The 16,914-nt window shown below is 62.2% G+C and carries 18 protein-coding genes; 8 read left to right on the top strand and 10 right to left on the bottom strand.

The window, feature by feature from the left end; genetic code table 11:
• Positions 1–57: 57 nt before the first annotated feature.
• Positions 58–1,068, top strand: a complete 1,011-nt coding sequence (locus tag NKH30_RS03060) for a DUF2336 domain-containing protein (protein WP_352994167.1) — start codon at positions 58–60, stop codon at positions 1,066–1,068.
• Between the two features lie 11 nt (positions 1,069–1,079).
• Here NKH30_RS03060 and NKH30_RS03055 read toward each other — a convergent pair whose 3' ends face one another.
• The 3 genes from NKH30_RS03055 to NKH30_RS03045 all read right to left on the bottom strand — a co-directional run bounded on the left by NKH30_RS03055 (position 1,080) and on the right by NKH30_RS03045 (position 4,015).
• Positions 1,080–1,427, bottom strand: coding sequence for a DUF1491 family protein (locus tag NKH30_RS03055; protein WP_352501779.1), 348 nt, complete (start codon positions 1,425–1,427; stop codon positions 1,080–1,082).
• A 94-nt stretch (positions 1,428–1,521) separates the two neighbouring features.
• Entirely contained in the window at positions 1,522–2,295 is a 774-nt protein-coding gene (locus NKH30_RS03050) for a peptidoglycan-binding domain-containing protein (protein WP_352994164.1), read from the bottom strand.
• Positions 2,270–4,015, bottom strand: a complete 1,746-nt coding sequence (locus NKH30_RS03045) for an ATP-binding protein (protein WP_352994345.1) — start codon at positions 4,013–4,015, stop codon at positions 2,270–2,272. The genes NKH30_RS03050 and NKH30_RS03045 overlap by 26 nt, the downstream gene beginning before the upstream one ends.
• Before the next feature lie 519 nt (positions 4,016–4,534).
• Between NKH30_RS03045 and NKH30_RS03040 the strand changes: the two genes are divergently transcribed.
• Complete coding sequence (locus NKH30_RS03040) at positions 4,535–4,903, top strand: DUF5330 domain-containing protein (protein ID WP_352470996.1); 369 nt, start codon at positions 4,535–4,537, stop codon at positions 4,901–4,903.
• A 113-nt stretch (positions 4,904–5,016) separates the two neighbouring features.
• Positions 5,017–5,445 carry a SufE family protein gene (locus NKH30_RS03035; protein WP_023677843.1) on the top strand — a complete coding sequence of 143 codons (429 nt, stop codon included), beginning with the start codon at positions 5,017–5,019 and terminating at the stop codon, positions 5,443–5,445.
• Between the two features lie 104 nt (positions 5,446–5,549).
• Here the strand turns inward: NKH30_RS03035 and NKH30_RS03030 are convergent, their stop codons facing one another.
• Entirely contained in the window at positions 5,550–5,975 is a 426-nt protein-coding gene (locus NKH30_RS03030) for a Ros/MucR family transcriptional regulator (protein ID WP_023677844.1), read from the bottom strand.
• Positions 5,976–6,652: 677 nt separating this feature from the next.
• On the opposite strand from NKH30_RS03030, the gene NKH30_RS03025 reads away from it, so the two are divergent.
• The 3 genes from NKH30_RS03025 to NKH30_RS03015 all read left to right on the top strand — a co-directional run bounded on the left by NKH30_RS03025 (position 6,653) and on the right by NKH30_RS03015 (position 9,996).
• Entirely contained in the window at positions 6,653–8,764 is a 2,112-nt protein-coding gene (locus NKH30_RS03025) for a S9 family peptidase (RefSeq protein WP_352994161.1), read from the top strand.
• Between the two features lie 77 nt (positions 8,765–8,841).
• Positions 8,842–9,468, top strand: a complete 627-nt coding sequence (locus NKH30_RS03020; protein WP_352501776.1) for a LysE family translocator — start codon at positions 8,842–8,844, stop codon at positions 9,466–9,468.
• A 144-nt stretch (positions 9,469–9,612) separates the two neighbouring features.
• Positions 9,613–9,996 carry an SET domain-containing protein gene (locus NKH30_RS03015; protein ID WP_352683839.1) on the top strand — a complete coding sequence of 128 codons (384 nt, stop codon included), beginning with the start codon at positions 9,613–9,615 and terminating at the stop codon, positions 9,994–9,996.
• Between the two features lie 11 nt (positions 9,997–10,007).
• Here the strand turns inward: NKH30_RS03015 and NKH30_RS03010 are convergent, their stop codons facing one another.
• The 4 genes from NKH30_RS03010 to NKH30_RS02995 form a co-directional block, all read right to left on the bottom strand.
• Positions 10,008–10,958, bottom strand: a complete 951-nt coding sequence (locus NKH30_RS03010; RefSeq protein ID WP_352994158.1) for a cytochrome c — start codon at positions 10,956–10,958, stop codon at positions 10,008–10,010.
• Positions 10,959–10,967: 9 nt separating this feature from the next.
• Positions 10,968–11,411, bottom strand: a complete 444-nt coding sequence (locus NKH30_RS03005) for a c-type cytochrome (protein WP_352449059.1) — start codon at positions 11,409–11,411, stop codon at positions 10,968–10,970.
• Positions 11,412–11,587: 176 nt separating this feature from the next.
• Positions 11,588–12,184 (bottom strand): superoxide dismutase, encoded by a 597-nt coding sequence (locus NKH30_RS03000; protein ID WP_023677850.1) that lies wholly within the window; start codon positions 12,182–12,184, stop codon positions 11,588–11,590.
• A gap of 107 nt (positions 12,185–12,291) precedes the next feature.
• On the bottom strand, positions 12,292–13,170 hold the full coding sequence (locus NKH30_RS02995) for a branched-chain amino acid aminotransferase (protein ID WP_352470990.1): 879 nt from the start codon (positions 13,168–13,170) through the stop codon (positions 12,292–12,294).
• A 151-nt stretch (positions 13,171–13,321) separates the two neighbouring features.
• On the opposite strand from NKH30_RS02995, the gene NKH30_RS02990 reads away from it, so the two are divergent.
• Both NKH30_RS02990 and NKH30_RS02985 read left to right on the top strand, forming a co-directional pair.
• Complete coding sequence (locus tag NKH30_RS02990; protein WP_352827015.1) at positions 13,322–13,984, top strand: haloacid dehalogenase type II; 663 nt, start codon at positions 13,322–13,324, stop codon at positions 13,982–13,984.
• Between the two features lie 174 nt (positions 13,985–14,158).
• Positions 14,159–14,983, top strand: a complete 825-nt coding sequence (locus NKH30_RS02985; RefSeq protein WP_352540739.1) for a L,D-transpeptidase — start codon at positions 14,159–14,161, stop codon at positions 14,981–14,983.
• Positions 14,984–15,338: 355 nt separating this feature from the next.
• Here NKH30_RS02985 and NKH30_RS02980 read toward each other — a convergent pair whose 3' ends face one another.
• Both NKH30_RS02980 and NKH30_RS02975 read right to left on the bottom strand, forming a co-directional pair.
• Positions 15,339–15,758: an Ohr family peroxiredoxin gene (locus tag NKH30_RS02980; RefSeq protein ID WP_352470987.1), complete on the bottom strand. Its 420-nt coding sequence runs from the start codon at positions 15,756–15,758 to the stop codon at positions 15,339–15,341.
• A 55-nt stretch (positions 15,759–15,813) separates the two neighbouring features.
• On the bottom strand, positions 15,814–16,875 hold the full coding sequence (locus tag NKH30_RS02975; protein ID WP_352470986.1) for an alpha/beta fold hydrolase: 1,062 nt from the start codon (positions 16,873–16,875) through the stop codon (positions 15,814–15,816).
• Positions 16,876–16,914 lie beyond the last annotated feature (39 nt).

Below are 16,914 nucleotides of genomic sequence, written 5' to 3'. Positions count from 1 at the left end.
CCGGTACAGCCCGGCAGAGCGCTGTCCAGATCGTGTCGAGTGTCGGGCGTATCCTTCGTGTCAGCTTCGGATTTCAGGCAAATCGCAGCAGGAGCTGAATCGGGAAAGGCCGAAAGGCTGTTTCGCGCCGCGGTATCGGCGTTCTGCTCGCTCACCCGGCCTTCGCGCCGGGAAATCGCGCAGCTCGAAGACCTGACGCTGCCGCTGTTCGAGAATGTCTCGGTCGAATCGCGCCGCTACGTCGCGGCAGCCCTTTCCGAATGCGAATATGCACCCGCCGCGCTGGTGCGGCGGCTTTGCCAGGAGCGGGTCGACATCGCCGCTCCGCTGCTCATCCGCTCGCGCGCCCTCAGCGACGTCGACCTGATCGCGCTGATCGGACGTCACGGCCTGCCGCATGCCCGTGCCATTGCCCGCCGCAAGGATCTCAATCAGACGATCGCGGATCTCATCAAAGTGCTCGAAAGGCCGACGCTGGTGCGGTCGCAGCAGCAGCCGGAAACAACCGCCAAAGCCGCGTCCGAAAACGCCGAAGTGGTTGCGGGCGAGGTCAACAGGCAAGAGGCTTCCGATGCCGCTGAAACTGTACGCCGCCGGTTGCGATCCATGATGCGCGCCGAGAGCGGCGCTTCCATCAGTCCGTTCGTCGAGCCACAAACCTATGTCAATCTGCGCGAGACCGCGCTGACCGGCAATGCGGCATTCTTCCAGACAGCGCTCGCCGATGCGCTCGAAGTCGATTTTTCAACGGCGCGGACGCTCACCGCGAGCCACAATTACACACCGCTGCTGGCCGCCTTGCGGGCGCTCGACCTCAGCGAAGACAAGGCGTTCCTGATCACGGCCGCCATCTATCCGACCGAGTTTCCGCACCCGCAGGCGATCCGCATCTTCCTCGACCGCTACCGCCTGCTGCACCACGACGCGGCGTTGGACAGGCTCCGCGGCTGGAAGGCCGAGACCGTGTCGAAAATCGTTCGCAAGCCTGGGCGCGTCGCCGCAAATGCCGACCTGCGCAAGCCGAACAGCGCCGATATGACCGCCACCCCAAAGGCGCGTCGCGTTTGAAGGGCTTGCCGTTAAGACGCCTTGACCGAGATAAGCTCCTCGACGCGAATGGCGCCCGCCTCGATCTCGACCACCCAGATATCCGGATCGAATCTCTTCTCGCGCTCCAGCCGCGCGTCGAAGATGGCGGCATCGTCGCCTTCGCCAAGCAGGCTGAAAAAACGGTCGTCCGGCCTGGCTGAATCGTAACTCGTCTGCGGCGCCGGCCCGAACAGCGCCATCTCCCCTTGCCTGCCCCGCGCCAGCACGAAAACCGCGCCGGCTTCCGTCGCGCCGCGCTTGACCACGGCGGCAAAGCCGCCGGCGCTGAAAACCCGGCGCAACAGCGCCGACACCCACAGATCGGTGGTTACCCGCATGGAGAAGTCCTGGACATGCGGCGGTCCTTACAGCATTGGCCGGAAGACCGTAACCGGTCTTTGCGAGGCGATCGGCGAGCGGCCGTTTCGACCCTTAGTTGGTCAGGCCGATCTCGCGCATCTTGACGTAGACGATCTCGTCGGGCTCGCCGGTCTCCGGCAAGCCGAACAGCGCCTGGAATTCCTTGATCGCGGCCTTGGTGCGCGCGCCGACGACGCCATCCAATCGCATGTCGTCATTGCCGAACGCCTTCAGTCCGGCCTGGATCTTGACGATGCGGGGATCAGGTGTTTGCGCCACCGCATTTGCCGGTGCGGACGCTGGAATGGCGGTTGGAACAGCGGCCGTTTCGACCGGCCGCGGCACCGGATGCGGCACCACGGCTGCGGTCGTCGGCGTGGCACCCAGTTGATCCAGCAAAACGCTGTCGATCTCGCCGGAGGCATTTAATCCGACCTTCTGCTGATAGGCCTGGATGGCCTTGCGCGTATTCGGTCCGGGAATCCCGTCGACGGTGCCGGAATAGAAATCGAGATCCTTCAATATGCCCTGGACCTGCTCGACGACCGGGTCGCTCTTCATCGGCGCAGCGGCCGGACGCACGATATTGATGGTGGTTTCGGGCTCGTCGCTGTCCGCCCGGGGAAAGCGCTCGATACTCCTCGTGGCGAAAAACGCGCCGGCATGCGGAAAAGGCTGGTACCAAAGCGCGTTCGCCGAGACGTAGAACAGCGTCACCAGGAACGCGGTGGAGCCGCCGACCACAACAGGATTGCGCGAGATCAGGCTGCCCAGCGCCATCGCTCCGTGCTCGAAGGCATTGCCGCGGCGTTTGACCGCCTTAGGCTGTTTTGCGGAGCGACCCATTGCTCTCCCCTTTGCCACCGTCCGCCTTGGCTTTGACTGCGGACATCGGCACCACGCCGGCCTTCTCCGCCGAGCGGCCCGTCGGGCCGTTCACGGGAAGGCTGATCGTCACCGTGGTGCCCTCGCCCGGCATGCTTTCGATCGACATGGTGCCCTCGTGCAGCGCCACCAGCCCCTTCACCAGCGAAAGCCCGAGCCCGGTGCCTTCGAAACGGCGGGTATAGTCGTTCTGGATCTGCATGAACGGCTTGCCGAGATTGGCGAAATCTTCCTCGGCGATGCCGATGCCGGTGTCCCGGACCCAGAAATGCAGCCGCGAGCCGATGCGCTTGGCGCCGATGACGACATTGCCGCCTTCGGGCGTGAACTTGATCGCGTTAGAGACGAGATTGATCAGGATCTGCTGCACGGCGCGACGGTCGGCATTTATTTCGCCTGCGTCCGGCGCGATCTGGGCCTGCAGATCGATGGCCTTTGCCTCGGCTTGCAGGCGCATCATCGATTGGCACATCTCGACCGCTTCGCGGAAGCGGAACGGTTCCGGCTCGGTCGCGTAAGCGCCCGATTCGATCCGCGATACGTCGAGTATCGAGGTGACGACGGCAAGCAGGTGCTGGCCCGAATCCCTGACCAGCCCGACATATTCCTTCTGGCGCGGATCCTTGAAGCTGCCGAACATCTCGTGCAGCAACATGTCGGAAAAGCCGATGATGGCATTGAGCGGGGTGCGCAACTCATGGCTGACGACGGCAAGGAAGCGTCCTTTCGCCACCTCGGCGGAGGCAGCCGCCTCATTGGCAGCGGCAAGCTCCTGGCGCAGTCCGGCCAGTTCGTCGTTCTCGCGCAGAAGAAGCGTGAAGACAGTCTCCTGCCCCGGCGCGCGCATCATCTCGAGCGAGAACGGCCGGTAATTGTCGGCCGTCACGCCGCTGCTCTGCGGCAGCCGGACGCGAAGGTCGAGCCGGCGCGACAGGGTGCCATCGCGCATATCGGCCAGCGCACTGAGATACGGGACGCGGTCGGACAGATGGATGCGATCGAAAAGTCCGGTGCCGAAAAGCAGCTCCGGCGGCAGCCTCAGCATAGTGCGTGCCTTAGCCGAGACGTCCAGAACCTCGCCATGCGCAGCGATTCGCAGCACGACGGCGTCGATCAGGTCTTCGAGCCGGTGGCTGCCGGCCGGATCGAGCTGTGCGTTGGCGGCGCCGCAAAGTGGAGCGACACGCGGAATGAGCGTGAGTGCCCAGGCCAGCGGTACCAGCCAGTGCCATGCGGCGATTTCGGTCTGGCCGAGCGGCAAGACCGAACCGGCGAAAGGCTGCAGCAAGACTGCGACCAGGGCCGATATGGCGCCCCAGATCACGGCACGGCGCGACTGGCCGATCCACCAGGCTTCAAACGGCAGCGCCACCGCAAGCAAGGCAACCGGCGAGGCCACACCGCCGGCGGCAGCGATAAGGGCACCGAGGGCAACGCTGCCGACGACCAAGGCGAGTTGGCCGGCCAGGGTCATCTTGCCCGATGCCGCCACCAGCAGGGCGGCGAACCAGCAAAGGCCAAACGCCGCAAAAATCGCAGCCACAGTCAAGGCCGCGCCCATTCCCGACGTCACCAGCATCACCGCTGCACCCGCGCTGAAGAAAGGCGCCGCCAGCATGACGCCAATGAACCGGCTGTGGCGGCGACGATCGCTCTGGCCGAGCACGGACGGATGAACCATCCGTTCGCAACCGGCGGCTATCGCGCCCGGCAACTCGGCGTATCTGGCCTTGATCGCACTCAACTCAACGCACCCGGTCGTGAACGGCCCTGCTTTGCAGGCGGCTTTTGTCGATCCGAAACTCGCATCCAGCGTTTAAGGAATGGATAAGGCTGGGCCGATCGTCCCCCGGCAGGCTGCAAATATCGGGATACCGGCGGGGAAAAACCGGGGCAATTGTCGCCATAGTAAACGGAGCGTTATCCACACCGCCCGCGCCTGCACCTGCGACCAATGGCATCAACCTGTCGCCGATTAAGAAAATGATCATGAAAAACAATAGGTTGGATAGTTATTATTTGCTGAATAAAATCTGAACCGTTCGAGGCAAATGAACTTCAAAACGCTTCGTTTCGAATCTGCCTAAAATTTGAGGAAAACTGTTGCTTTCGGGACAAGCCGTCCTTTGCGCGTCTGTGTCAGTATCGCGGTACAAGGGTCGTGCGGTTCGGAGGCATGACCGTCATAAAGGACAGACAGATGGGCTTTCTGATAAGAGCTGCTTTCTGGTTTTCGCTGGTGCTTCTGGCGCTGCCGCTGGGTGTCGGCGCCGATGATGCGGGCCGCGAAAGCGTCGGGCCGCTCCAGGCGCTGTTTGCGGCGCGCGAAGCCGTCGGCGATATCGCTGGCATCTGCGAGCGCAAGCCGGACGTGTGCGAGACCGGCAAATCGGCAATGCATACCATCACCGCCCGGGCAAAGGAGACCGCCAAGATCGCGGCTGCCATGCTGGACGACAAGGCCGCTGAACCCGATACAGTGACGACTACCGGCAGCGTGCCCGGGGAAATCGTCTTGCCGGCGAAAGTCGATCTGCCGGCGAAACTGCACTTGCCGGCGAAGAACTGAGACTGTTTCGGCCGAATTCATCGCCGAACCGCAAGGCTCCCCATGCCCGGCGCCTGCGGCGTTTCTCCTCTTTTTCCGTGACGCGGCAGCGCCGGATCACTATATCCGGGAGCATGACGACGACGATCCAGACCATCCGCGACGACTTTTCCCTGCTCGACGAGTGGGAAGACCGCTATCGCTATGTGATTGAACTGGGTGAAGCGCTGCCGCCGTTTCCCGATGAGCAACGCATACAAGCCAACAAGGTGCCGGGCTGCGTCAGCCAGGTCTGGCTGACTACCGAGCAAGGCGGGGGTGTCGACCCCGTTATCACCTTCAAGGGCGATTCCGACGCGCATATCGTGCGCGGCCTGGTCGCCATCATGCTGGCGCTGTTTTCGGGACGGCCGGCCAGTGAAATCCAGAGGACCGACGCCGAGGCAACGCTAAAGGCGCTCGGACTTGACGAGCACCTGTCGCCGCAGCGCGCCAATGGTCTCCGCTCGATGGTCAAGCGCATCAAGCGTGACGCCGAGGCAGCGTTGAAGCAGACCGCCTGACCGCACGGCAGTTGCTGGCGGGCATGGCGGGTTCGACCTTGACCCCATAATACAAAACGGCGCCCGCAGGCGCCGTTTGAGTATCAAACCGGAAGAGCCGCTTGTCAGCGTCCCTTGCGCTTGCGGCCGAGACCCATCTTCTTGGCGAGCTGCGAACGGGCGGCCGCGTAATTGGGCGCAACCATCGGATAGCTCGGGTCCAGGTTCCACTTTTCGCGATACTGGTCGGGCGTGAGATCATAGTGGGTCATCAAGTGACGCTTGAGCGACTTGAACTTCTTGCCGTCTTCGAGACAGATGATGTAGTCGTCATGGACCGACCGCTTCGGATTTACCGCCGGCTTCTGCTTGTCGGCAGGCGGCTGCTCGGCGGCCCCGCCGACACGCCCGAGAGCGGCATGGACATCGGCGATAAGGTTCGGCAGTTCGCCGACCGGTACGGGATTGTTGCTGACATAGGCAGCCACCACATCGGCGGTGAGCTCGATCAGCGCGTCACTGTTTCTGGAAGGTGTTTCGGTAATATCCATGGCGTTCAGGTCCCAACGAGAATTGTTTCTGTCTACGCCCTATTTTTGGCAGGCAGGGCATCGCGCGAACTTGTGCAGGAAAAAGCCTCCGCGATTCGCGTCGCGGCATCTTAATGAGCCTGAGCGCCAAGTAAGTCAATTCGCTTCTTGCGGTCTATTCAGCGATACAAGTCAAATATTCCTCATTCAGCTTCACTCTTTCGTGCAAAGTGTAACCTTGCCGTTTTTTCTGGTCAGACCAGCATCGACTGACGCGGCGGCAAGCAGCCATTACACAAACGGCAGCAGGTAAATAGAGTTCGATGCTTGACCCTGCCGGCGGCATTACAGCCTGGATGATCGGTGGATTCAGTAAAATCATAGGTTGCGAAGCGTTACTGTTGCTCGCGAGCCGCCGCCGGAGCGGTGCGCTGTGTCATTGAAATGGGGTAATGTATTTCCGTAGACCCAGCCATATCGGCCACTTGCCAAGCCGCGAAGACAGTTGCATGAGATTGACCGGCACTGGCAGGGTCATCGCAGCGACGGCGAGAACCGCGGCAGTCCGAGAAGAAATATTCGTTATCCGTTCCTCCAGCCCGTCCTCTCGAGCCACCACGACAATAGATCATAGCCCTTGAACCCGCGCTGCTCGGCGTGTTCATTCGCCATTCAAGTAGCTTCCACAGCGAGACGCAATGACCAGAACCCCAGTGTTTCCGACCGCCACGCCGCCGCAGCCGGAGAAGCGACCGATCTTCGACACGCATCACGGCATAACGCGGACGGACGATTATGCCTGGCTGAGGGCCGCCAATTGGCAAGAGATGTTCAGGGATCCGTCCCTGCTCGACGGCCAAATCCGCGCCCACCTCGAGGCCGAGAATGCTTATCAGGCGGCGCTGATGGCCGATACGGTCCAATTGCAGAAGCAGCTTTTCGCGGAAATGAAGGGACGCATCAAGGAAGACGATTCTTCCGTGCCGATGAAGGACGGACCTTACGCCTACGGCTCCTCCTTCAAGCTTGGCGGCCAGCAGCCGCGTTATTTCCGCACGGCGCGTGACGGCGGCGACAAGCAGATATTGCTCGACGGCGATGCCGAGGCCGAGGGCAAGCCCTATTTCCGCCTGGGCGGCGTCGATCATTCGCACGACCACAGCAAGCTGCTCTGGGCCTTCGACGACAAGGGTTCCGAATTCTACACGCTGCGCGTCCGCGATCTGGCCGGCGGCAACGATCTGGCGGACAGGGTCCCGGACACCGGCGGCGGCGGTGTGTGGGATGCCGGCAATGACGGTTTTTTCTACACCCGCCTCGACCCCAACCACCGTCCTTCCAAAGTGCTGTTCCATGCGCTTGGCGACGGTCCTGAAAACGACCGGCTGATCTACGAGGAGACCGATCCCGGCTTCTTCATGGATGTCGGTGGCACGCGCTCCAACGAGTGGATCATGATCGGCATCAACGATCATGAGACCTCGGAATACCGCATCATGAGCGCCAACGATCCGTTCGCAGAGCCGAAGCTGGTTGCGGCGCGCCAGACCGGCCTGCAGTACGAACTCGAGGAAGGCGGCGACATCTTCTTCATCCTCACCAATGCCGACGGCGCCAAGGACTTCAAGATCATGACGGCGCCGGCCCACGATCCGGTGCGCGCCAACTGGCAGGAACTGGTGCCGCACGAAGCGGGCCGGTTGATCCTTTCGGTGATCGGCTTCAAGGACCACATGGTCCGGCTCGAGCGCAAGGAAGGCCTGCCGCGCATCGTCGTACGCGACCGCAAGAGCGGCGAGGAGCACCTGATCTCCTTCGACGAGGAAGCCTTCTCGCTCGGCCTGTCCGGCTCCTACGAATACGACACCGAGATCATGCGCTTTTCCTATTCGTCGATGACGACCCCGGCGCAGGTCTTCGATTACAACATGCGCACCCGCGAGCGGGTGCTGCTCAAGACCCAGGAAGTGCCGTCCGGCCACGACCCGGAGCACTACGTCACGCGCCGGCTGATGGCGCCTGCCGCCGACGGCGAACTGGTGCCGATCTCGCTCCTCCACCACCGCGACACGCCACTCGACGGGTCCGCCCCTTGCCTGCTTTACGGCTACGGCTCCTACGGCATAGCCGTGCCCGCCGCGTTCAACACCAATCTGTTTTCGCTGGTCGACCGCGGCTTTGTCTACGCGATAGCCCATGTTCGCGGCGGCAAGGACAAGGGCTATGGCTGGTACGACGACGGCAAGCGGGCGAACAAGATGAACACGTTCACCGATTTTGTCGCTGCCGCCCACCACCTCGTCGCCGAACGCTATACGCAGCATGACCGCATCGTTGCGCAGGGCGGTTCGGCCGGCGGCATGCTGATGGGCGCGGTCGCCAACATGGCGCCGCAATGCTTCGGCGGAATCGTCGCCGAGGTTCCCTTCGTCGACGTGCTCTCCACCATGCTCGACGCAAGCTTGCCACTGACGCCGCCGGAATGGCCGGAATGGGGCAATCCGATCGCGTCGGCGGAGGATTACCGGACTATCGCCGCCTACTCGCCCTACGACAATGTCGCCGCACTCGACTATCCGCCGATCCTGGCACTGGCCGGCCTGACCGACCCGCGCGTCACCTATTGGGAGCCGGCCAAATGGGTGGCGCGGCTGCGCGACCGCAAGACGGGTGAAAATCCGGTGCTGTTCAAGATCAACCTGGATTCAGGCCATGCCGGCGCCTCCGGCCGGTTTTCGAGGCTGGAGGAAATCGCCTTCACCTACGCCTTCGCGCTCAAGGTGACGGGCAAGGCCGAGCTTGCGGCGTGAACATCGGCGGATGAGCGGTCATTGCCTTCCGTTCCGCGACGTGGCTTCATTGGCGGTGAGAGTTGCGGAGCCCACCAATGATCGATCTCGCCACGTTGATAGCTTATGTCGCGGTTGTGCTTGGCTTTGTCTTCATCCCGGGTCCCGCCACTCTTCTGACGGTGGCGCGGGCAACCAGTTCCGGAACCAGGGTGGGCATTGCGACCGGCGCCGGGATCGCGGCCGGCGACGTGGTTCACACCTTCATGGCGATCGTCGGCATTTCGGCGATCATTGCCACGTCGGCGGCGCTTTTCAGCATAGTGAAGTACATCGGCGCAGCCTACCTCATTTATCTCGGCATTCGCGCGATCATCGAGAAAACGCCTGCCTATCCGGCCGCCGGCGCACTTGCGATCCCCGCTGCCAAAGCATTTCGGCAAGCTGTTTTGACCGAGGTTCTCAATCCCAAGACCGCGCTTTTCTTCCTCGCATTTCTTCCGCAGTTCGTGCGGCCTGAAAACGGATCGGTGATGCTTCAACTGGCGATATTGGGCGTCATCTTTGTTCTGTTGGGCCTCGTCAGCACGGTGGTTTTCGCCGTGGGTGCGGGCGGCCTCGGTGCATTCCTGCGCCGAAACCCGACGGTGCTGAGATGGCAAGGCAAGGCTGTCGGCGGTATCTATTGCGCCTTGGGCATCCGGCTGGCGCTGCAACAGCGCTAGGGTCTCGACAAGCGACGCCGTATGAGGCTTCGGATACTAGGCAGGCACAGTTGATTTTCCGCTCGCAATTGCAAAGGCCGCGCGCTACCCAGTGCGCGGCCTTTTCACGGTCGCCGCCAACACTCAATCACCCAGGGATCTGCCATGTTGCTCGTCGATGTCTATCTCGACAAATCGCCCATCCAGGGCATCGGCGTCTTTGCCAAGAACCACATTGCCCGCGGCACGCTGGTCTGGAAGCTCGACCCGAAATACGACCGGCGCATCGAGGTGGAGACCTATGAGCGGGAAACCGGGCCGGTCAAAGCCTATCTCGATCGCTACGCCTATCCGGACCGGCGCGACCCGAACTACATCGTCTTCGAGGCCGACGATGCGCGCTACATGAACCATGCCGACGACCCGAATTGCGACGTCTCGCAACCGGAGGAGACCTATGCCTTGCGCGACATTGCGCCCGGCGAGGAAATGACCTGCGACTACAATCACTTCTTCGAAACCGGCTTCGACTTTCTCGGCGACCGCTGATGCAACAGCTGTCAGCTCGCCGGCTTCTTGCGCGCCGGATAGCCGTTGGGATGCGGCGGCACGGCTTTCAGGTAGGCGGCGATCGCCGAGCGGTCCTCCGGGGTCAGCACGGCCATGTTGCGCTGCAGGTCGACCATAGCGCCGCCGACCGTATCGAAATCCGGCGTGAAGCCGGTTTCGAGATAGTTGGCGACGTCGGCCTCGGACCAGTCGGCGATGCCGCCCTCGCCCGACGTGATGTTCGGCACGATGCCGCTGCCTTCGGCGGCGGCCGCACCTGCCAGCCATTGGCTCTTGCTGGTGCCGCCGGCAAGATCCCGCGGCGTGTGGCATTCGCCGCAATGGCCGGGGCCTTCGACCAGATAGCGGCCTGTCAACACCGGATCCGGTGTGCCGTCGGGAAAGGAAACGACCGGCTGGTCACTCAAATAGAGCAGCTTCCACAAGCCAAGACCGCGTCGGACGTTGAAGGGAAATGCCAGCGAATTGGCGGGCGCCTTGCCGGCGACCGCGGGTAACGTCTTCAGGAATGCATAGAGATCGGCAATGTCGGCCGGCTTCATGCGCGCGTAGGAAGCATAGGGAAATGCCGGATAGAGATGCTCGCCCGACGGCGACACGCCCTTCAGCATGGCGTTGGCAAGATCCTCGACCGACCAGGCGCCGATGCCGTCCCTGGTATCCTGCGATATGTTCGGCGGCACGAAGCTGCCGAACGGCGTCTTGAGCTCAAGGCCGCCGACCAGCCGAAGGTGGGCGTCGCCTTGCGAGCCGGGCTTGGCATGACAGGATGTGCAGCCGCCGGCGTAGAAGATGCGCTTGCCCCTGGCGGCGTCGCCGGGACCAAGCTCAGCCAGCGTTGCGGCATCGACCCTGACCGGAGCCGACAGCAACCAGCCGGCAATCGCGGCCGCGCCGCCCAGAACGAGGGCGGCGCCGACAAATTTCTTCAGCAAGCGCATTGCCCGCTATCAGCCTTTTTTTACCCGGTAGTTTTGATGGCAGTTGCCGCAGCCGCCGCCAATGGTGTTGAACTGCGCCTTCAACGCGTCGGCATCCGCAGGTGCTGCGGCGACCGCCGCCTTGACGTCGGCGAGGTACTTGCCTTCAGCCGTCTTGAAGCCGGCCATGTCCTGCCAGATTTTTGGGGACGCCGTGGTGTCGCCGGTGTCGCTGCCGGCCGGGAAAAGCGTGTCGACGCCGGCATGGAATTTCTCGGCATTGACCTGCAGTGCCTGCAACGCCGTCAGCACCGAAGCTGCGTCGTAGGGCGTCTCGCCCTTGACCACTTTCGACAAGCCGGCGGCGATCTTGCCACGTTCCTTCATCAGGGCCTGCCGGTCGGCTACCGGGTCGGCAAATGCCGCCGAACCAGCGAAGGCGAGCATCGAGATGGCGAGGATAAGCTTTCTCATTCACTTGGCTCCATGTTGAAGGCAGTTCAGGATGCGGTCCCCACCCCGATGACAAACGGCAAGGATGGCTTAAAAATTCCGACGCTTCGCCTCACGCTTGCGTGAAATTTTTGCAGCTGTCGTTCTGATGCTGAAAAAGAAAAGCCCCGGTTCTGCCGGGGCTTTTCTGGAACGGATCAGGCCTTTTCGTAGAGCTCGAGCACATAGTCCCAGTTGATGAGACTGTCGACGAAGGCTTCGAGATATTTCGGCCGGGCGTTGCGATAATCGATGTAATAGGAATGTTCCCAGACATCGACGCCGAGGATCGGCGTCGCGCCATGGACGAGCGGGTTCTCGCCATTCGGCGTCTTCGAGATCGCCAGCTTGCCGTCCTTGACCGAGACCCAGGCCCAGCCCGAACCGAACTGGGTGGTGCCGGCGGCGATGAAGTCGGCCTTGAACTTGTCATAGCCACCAAGGTCGCTGTCGACCGCCTTTTGCAATGCGCCCGGCAGCTTGTTGCCACCGCCGCCCTTCTTCATCCATTTCCAGAAATGGATGTGATTGTAGTGCTGGGCGGCATTGTTGAAGAGGCCCGCATTCTTGCCGAAGGACTGTTTGACGGCCTCTTCGACCGACAAATCGCCCATGCCCGCCTCGGCGGCCAGCTTGTTGCCGTTGTCGACATAGGCCTTGTGGTGCTTGTCGTGATGATATTCCAGCGTTTCCTTGGACATATAAGGCTGCAAAGCCTCGTAATCATAGGGCAAGGCGGGCAATTCAAAAGCCATCGGTCGTACTCCCTCGTGGAAAAATCCGGTGTCGATACCGGACTAACATAGGACTGGATTGGTCTGGAACAACTCCGGAAACGAAGCGCCGGCCGCTTTTTAGCGGGTCAGCCGGGCGAAGTCGAATGCGCCCATTCCCAATAGAGTTCGCGCGCCTTCTTGGCCACCGGTCCCGGCTGTAGATTGCGATCCTCGATACGGGTGACCGGCACGACTTTCGAGTGGTTTCCCGTCGAGAAGATTTCGTCCGCCTCCAGGAAATCGCGGATCGACAGCGTCTTTTCCGTCGTCGTGAAACCGTATTCGCCTAGCAGGGCCATGGTGCGCGCGCGGGTAATGCCGGAAAGGAAGGTGCCGTTCGGCGCCGGCGTCAGGACATGGCCGTCCTTGACCAGAAAAATATTCGACGTGCCGGTCTCGGCGACATTGCCCAGCATGTCGAGCACGAGCGCATTGTCGAAGCCGCGCATCTTGGCTTCGAGGATGGCCCGGCCGTTGTTGGGATAAAGGCAGCCGGCCTTGGCATTGGTCGGCATGGTTTCGATGGTCGGGCGCCGGAACGGCGACACCGTCACCGAAAAACCCGCCGGCGAGATCATCGGCGATTCATAGAGGCAAAGGCAAAAACGCGTCGAGGCCGGGTCGGCCGGCACGCCCATATAGCCGCCATGCTCGGCCCAATACATCGGCCTGATGTAGACCGCCGTCTTGCCGTCGAACTTCTTCAGCCCGTCCCAGGTCAGCCCGACGATCCTGTCGGTGCTCATCGTCGGCTTCAGGCCGAGCGCGATCGCCGAGGCATTTACCCGCGCTGCATGGCGATCGAGATCGGGAGCGACGCCCTCGAACCAGCGGGCGCCGTCGAACACGCTGGTGCCGAGCCACATGGCGTGGCTGCGCGGCCCTAGAATGGCAACATTGCCCTCGTACCAGTCGCCGTCGACGAAGGTCCATGTCGCGGATTGCGCCGCAGTCGCCAGTGTCATTGCCAGGTTCCGTTCGATGCTTGTTGCGGCGCATTGGAAGATGCTTTGGCGGCCGCCGTCAACCGGCTTGGCTGAGATTTGTTGAGGCCAGCGGGCTGGCGGACTGCAATCAGCGCTTGCGCCTTGCCTTACGCGGCCTCAAAACTGTCGAATGCAGTTCGCGGCTTACGTTTTCGACGCCTATGGCACGCTGTTCGACGTGCATGCGGCCGTGCGCCGTCACGCCGACCAGATCGGGCCGGACGGCCAGTTGCTGTCCGATATCTGGCGCGCCAAGCAGCTGGAATATTCCTGGGTCAGGACGCTGATGGGGGCCTACGCCGATTTCTGGCAGCTCACCGAGCAGGCGCTCGACTTCGCCCTGCGCAAGGTTCCATCCGCGGATGCCGGGCTGAGGGCGAAGCTGCTCGAGGCTTATTGGCGGCTGGACTGCTATCCGGAGGTGCCGGCCGTGCTCAAGGCGCTCAAGGCATCGGGAGCAAGGCTGGCGATCCTGTCCAACGGTTCGCCTGAGATGCTGGAAGCGGCCGTCAAATCCGCCGCGCTCGACCAGGTCCTGGACGACGTCTTTTCCGTCGACAGCGTCAGGCGCTTCAAGACCGATCCGTCGGTCTACGACATGGTCACCACGGGCTGGCGCCTCTATCCGGGCGCTGTCTCTTTCCAGTCATCCAACCGCTGGGACGTCGCCGGCGCCACCAAATTCGGCTTCAGGACGGTGTGGATCAACCGCGCCAATCAGCCAGAGGAATACCGGGATTTTCCACCGGCCCTGATCCTGCCGTCCCTTGAAGGTCTGGTCGCCGGGGGGTGACACCGGAAATGTTGCGTCGGCGCAACAGTGACGATCCAGTCACAGCTTTGCCTTTGTTTGTCCACCCTGCGGCCAGAATTGGAACCGCCTATCGCGCCGGGCATTGCTCGGGCAACCGCGCGCAACCGGGCGCATTCATGCTTTGTTGCGATTTGAGACTTAAAAAAGGCAATCATGTTCACACCCCCATCGTCCTCTCTGCGCCTGAGCCGTCGCGGTTTCCTCAACGCAGCAGCCCTTGGCGCCGCCTCGGTCGCGGTCTCCAGTTGCACCACGCTGTCGCAACAGCCGGTCGAGCCGCCGCCGCCGACCTATGTCGAGCCGGCGCTTGGCGACTATGTGACGATGTATGGGCCGATGTCGGATGGCGGCTTCGAGCTGCCGGCCATACCGGTCGACAAGATCGACCCGCAGTTCCTGCGCCAGATCGTTGACGATCCGACCGGGCAGCAGCCGGGCACCATCGTCGTCGACACCACCAATCACTTCCTCTATCTGGTGCGCCCGGGCGGCCAGGCGATCCGCTATGGCGTCGGCCTCGGCCGCGCCGGCTTCGAATGGTCGGGCGATGCGGTGGTCCAATGGAAGCAGAAATGGCCGAAATGGACGCCGCCGGACGAAATGATCGCCCGCCAGCCCGAACTAAGACCGTACAGCGCCGACAATGGCGGCATGCCCGGTGGGCTCAAGAACCCGCTTGGCGCGCGGGCGCTCTATCTCTTCCAGGGCAACCAGGACACGCTCTACCGCTTGCACGGTTCGCCGGAATGGCGGTCGATCGGCAAATCGGTGTCGTCGGGCTGTGTTCGCCTGATGAACCAGGACATTATCGATCTCTACGACCGAGTGCCGAACAAGACCCCGGTCGTGGTGACGGCCGATATCGGCCAGCCGATGGTGGCGACAGCAAACCGCAAAGCCATCCCGATCGACGCCGGCGTGCCGGAAGGATCGATCCTGCTCGGCCCGGTCAAGGCGATCACAGACTCGATCTTCTGAGCTGACGGAAGCACAGGCGGGATTGCTCACGGCTCCTGCTGGTTTTGCCGAGCGTCGGCTTGCCCGTGCCGGTGCCCGCCTTTGGATTTGATGCTTACGTTGAGGCGGACTTTGCCGCACCTGTGTGCAGACGCCACCAGTGACAGCTCATGACCCCGGAGCGGACATTTCGCGCTCAGAAGGGATTATCACGGTGATCGGAGGGATACCCCTCCTGTCATCCTGACCGTATTTGTGCTGGATGCGCTCTGACAGGTGCGATGCCGTGGCAGGTTTTTGTAGACCTTGGCGCGAAGGAATGATCCAAAATGTAACCCTGGCCATGCCAATTGCTTCAACGATCGATGCAATCCACTCAGAGCAGGTTGATCGCAATTTGCACGTTGCCGCGCGTCGCTTTCGAGTACGGACAAATGTCGTGCGCCTCGTCGATCAGGGCTCGTGCGGTATTGTACTCCACGCCAGGCAGGCTTACGTTGAGCCGAGTGCTGAGAGAGTAGCCGTCGTCCCCGAGATTTAGATCAACCTCGGCATCGATTCTCACTCCGGCCGGCAGCATAATTTTTTGTTCGTGAGCCACAGACGCAACCGCGCTTGCGAAGCTGGCCGACCAGCCGGCTGCAAGCAGTTGCTCCGGGTTGGTGCCGATGCGCGCCGATCCGGGTATGGAAAGCCTGATGTCCAGAAGGCCATCAGAGCTGCGCGAGGCGCCATTCTCGCGGCCACCTGTGGTTGCGGTCCTGGCCGTGTAAACAACCCTTGCGATCGGGTTCATAGGCATTCTTTTGGTGGTTGTCGTACCTGCCGGAGGGGCGGCGCCGCGAACTCGATCACGCGTCGACCTCGACAACGGCGTCGGCAAAGGCCTGTGGTGCTTCCTGAGGTAGGTTGTGTCCAATGCCGCCCATGACTACCCGGTGGCTATATCTGCCTGAAAACATCTTGGCGTAAGCGCTGGCGTCCGGATGCGGCGCGCCATTGGCGTCGCCCTCGAGCGTCATCGTGGGCACGGAGATGACGGGTGCCTGAGCAAGCCGCTGCTCCAGTGGATCATATTGCACCTCGCCTTCTGCCAGGCCGAGCCGCCAGCGATAATTGTGGATGACGATCGCGACGTGATCCGGATTGTCGAAGGCCGCAGCACTCCGCTCGAACGTGGGCTCATCGAAATTCCATTGCGGCGAGGCGAGCTGCCAAATCAGCCTGGCGAAATCGCGCGTATATTTCTCGTAGCCGACACGGCCGCGATCGGTAGCGAAGTAATATTGGTACCACCATTGCAGCTCGGCCTTCGGCGGCAGCGGCAGTTTGCCGGCTTGCTGGTTGCCGATGAGATAGCCGCTCACCGAGACCATCGCCTTGCAGCGTTCCGGCCACAGGACGGCGATGATGTTCGCCGTCCGAGCGCCCCAGTCGCAGCCGGCAATCGTCGCCTTCTCGATACCCAGCGCATCCATCAGCGCGACGATGTCGGCAGCGATGGCCGACTGCTGACCATTGCGCATCGTCTCGTCCGACAGGAACCGCGTCGTGCCGTATCCGCGCAGGTAGGGCACGATCACGCGGCGGCCTTTCGCCGCCAGAATGGGCGCAACGTCGACATATGTGTGGATGTCGTAAGGCCAGCCATGGAGAAGGATAACGGGCGGACCGTCGGCAGGGCCGGCCTCTGCATAGCCGACATTAAGGACACCGGCATCGATCTGCCTGGGTTCGCCGAACGAGTTCTTTGCCGTGTGCATCGCAGACGCCGTCGTCTGGTCGACTCCAATGGGCGCCGCCTTCGCTGTCGCGGTCATGCCGAGTTCGGCAAGCGTCATGCCCATTGCGGCTGCACCGATCAGGCGACGGCGGCGCTCATCGATTTTGTCGCAAACACTGATCGTGTTCATAGTGATGTCTCTTTGTGATGAGGCAATGTGCTTTGTTCC

The organism is Mesorhizobium sp. M1273 (genome assembly GCF_040318195.1).
Taxonomy (GTDB): Bacteria; Pseudomonadota; Alphaproteobacteria; order Rhizobiales; family Rhizobiaceae; genus Mesorhizobium.
This window is presented reverse-complemented; position numbering and strand designations above follow the sequence as displayed.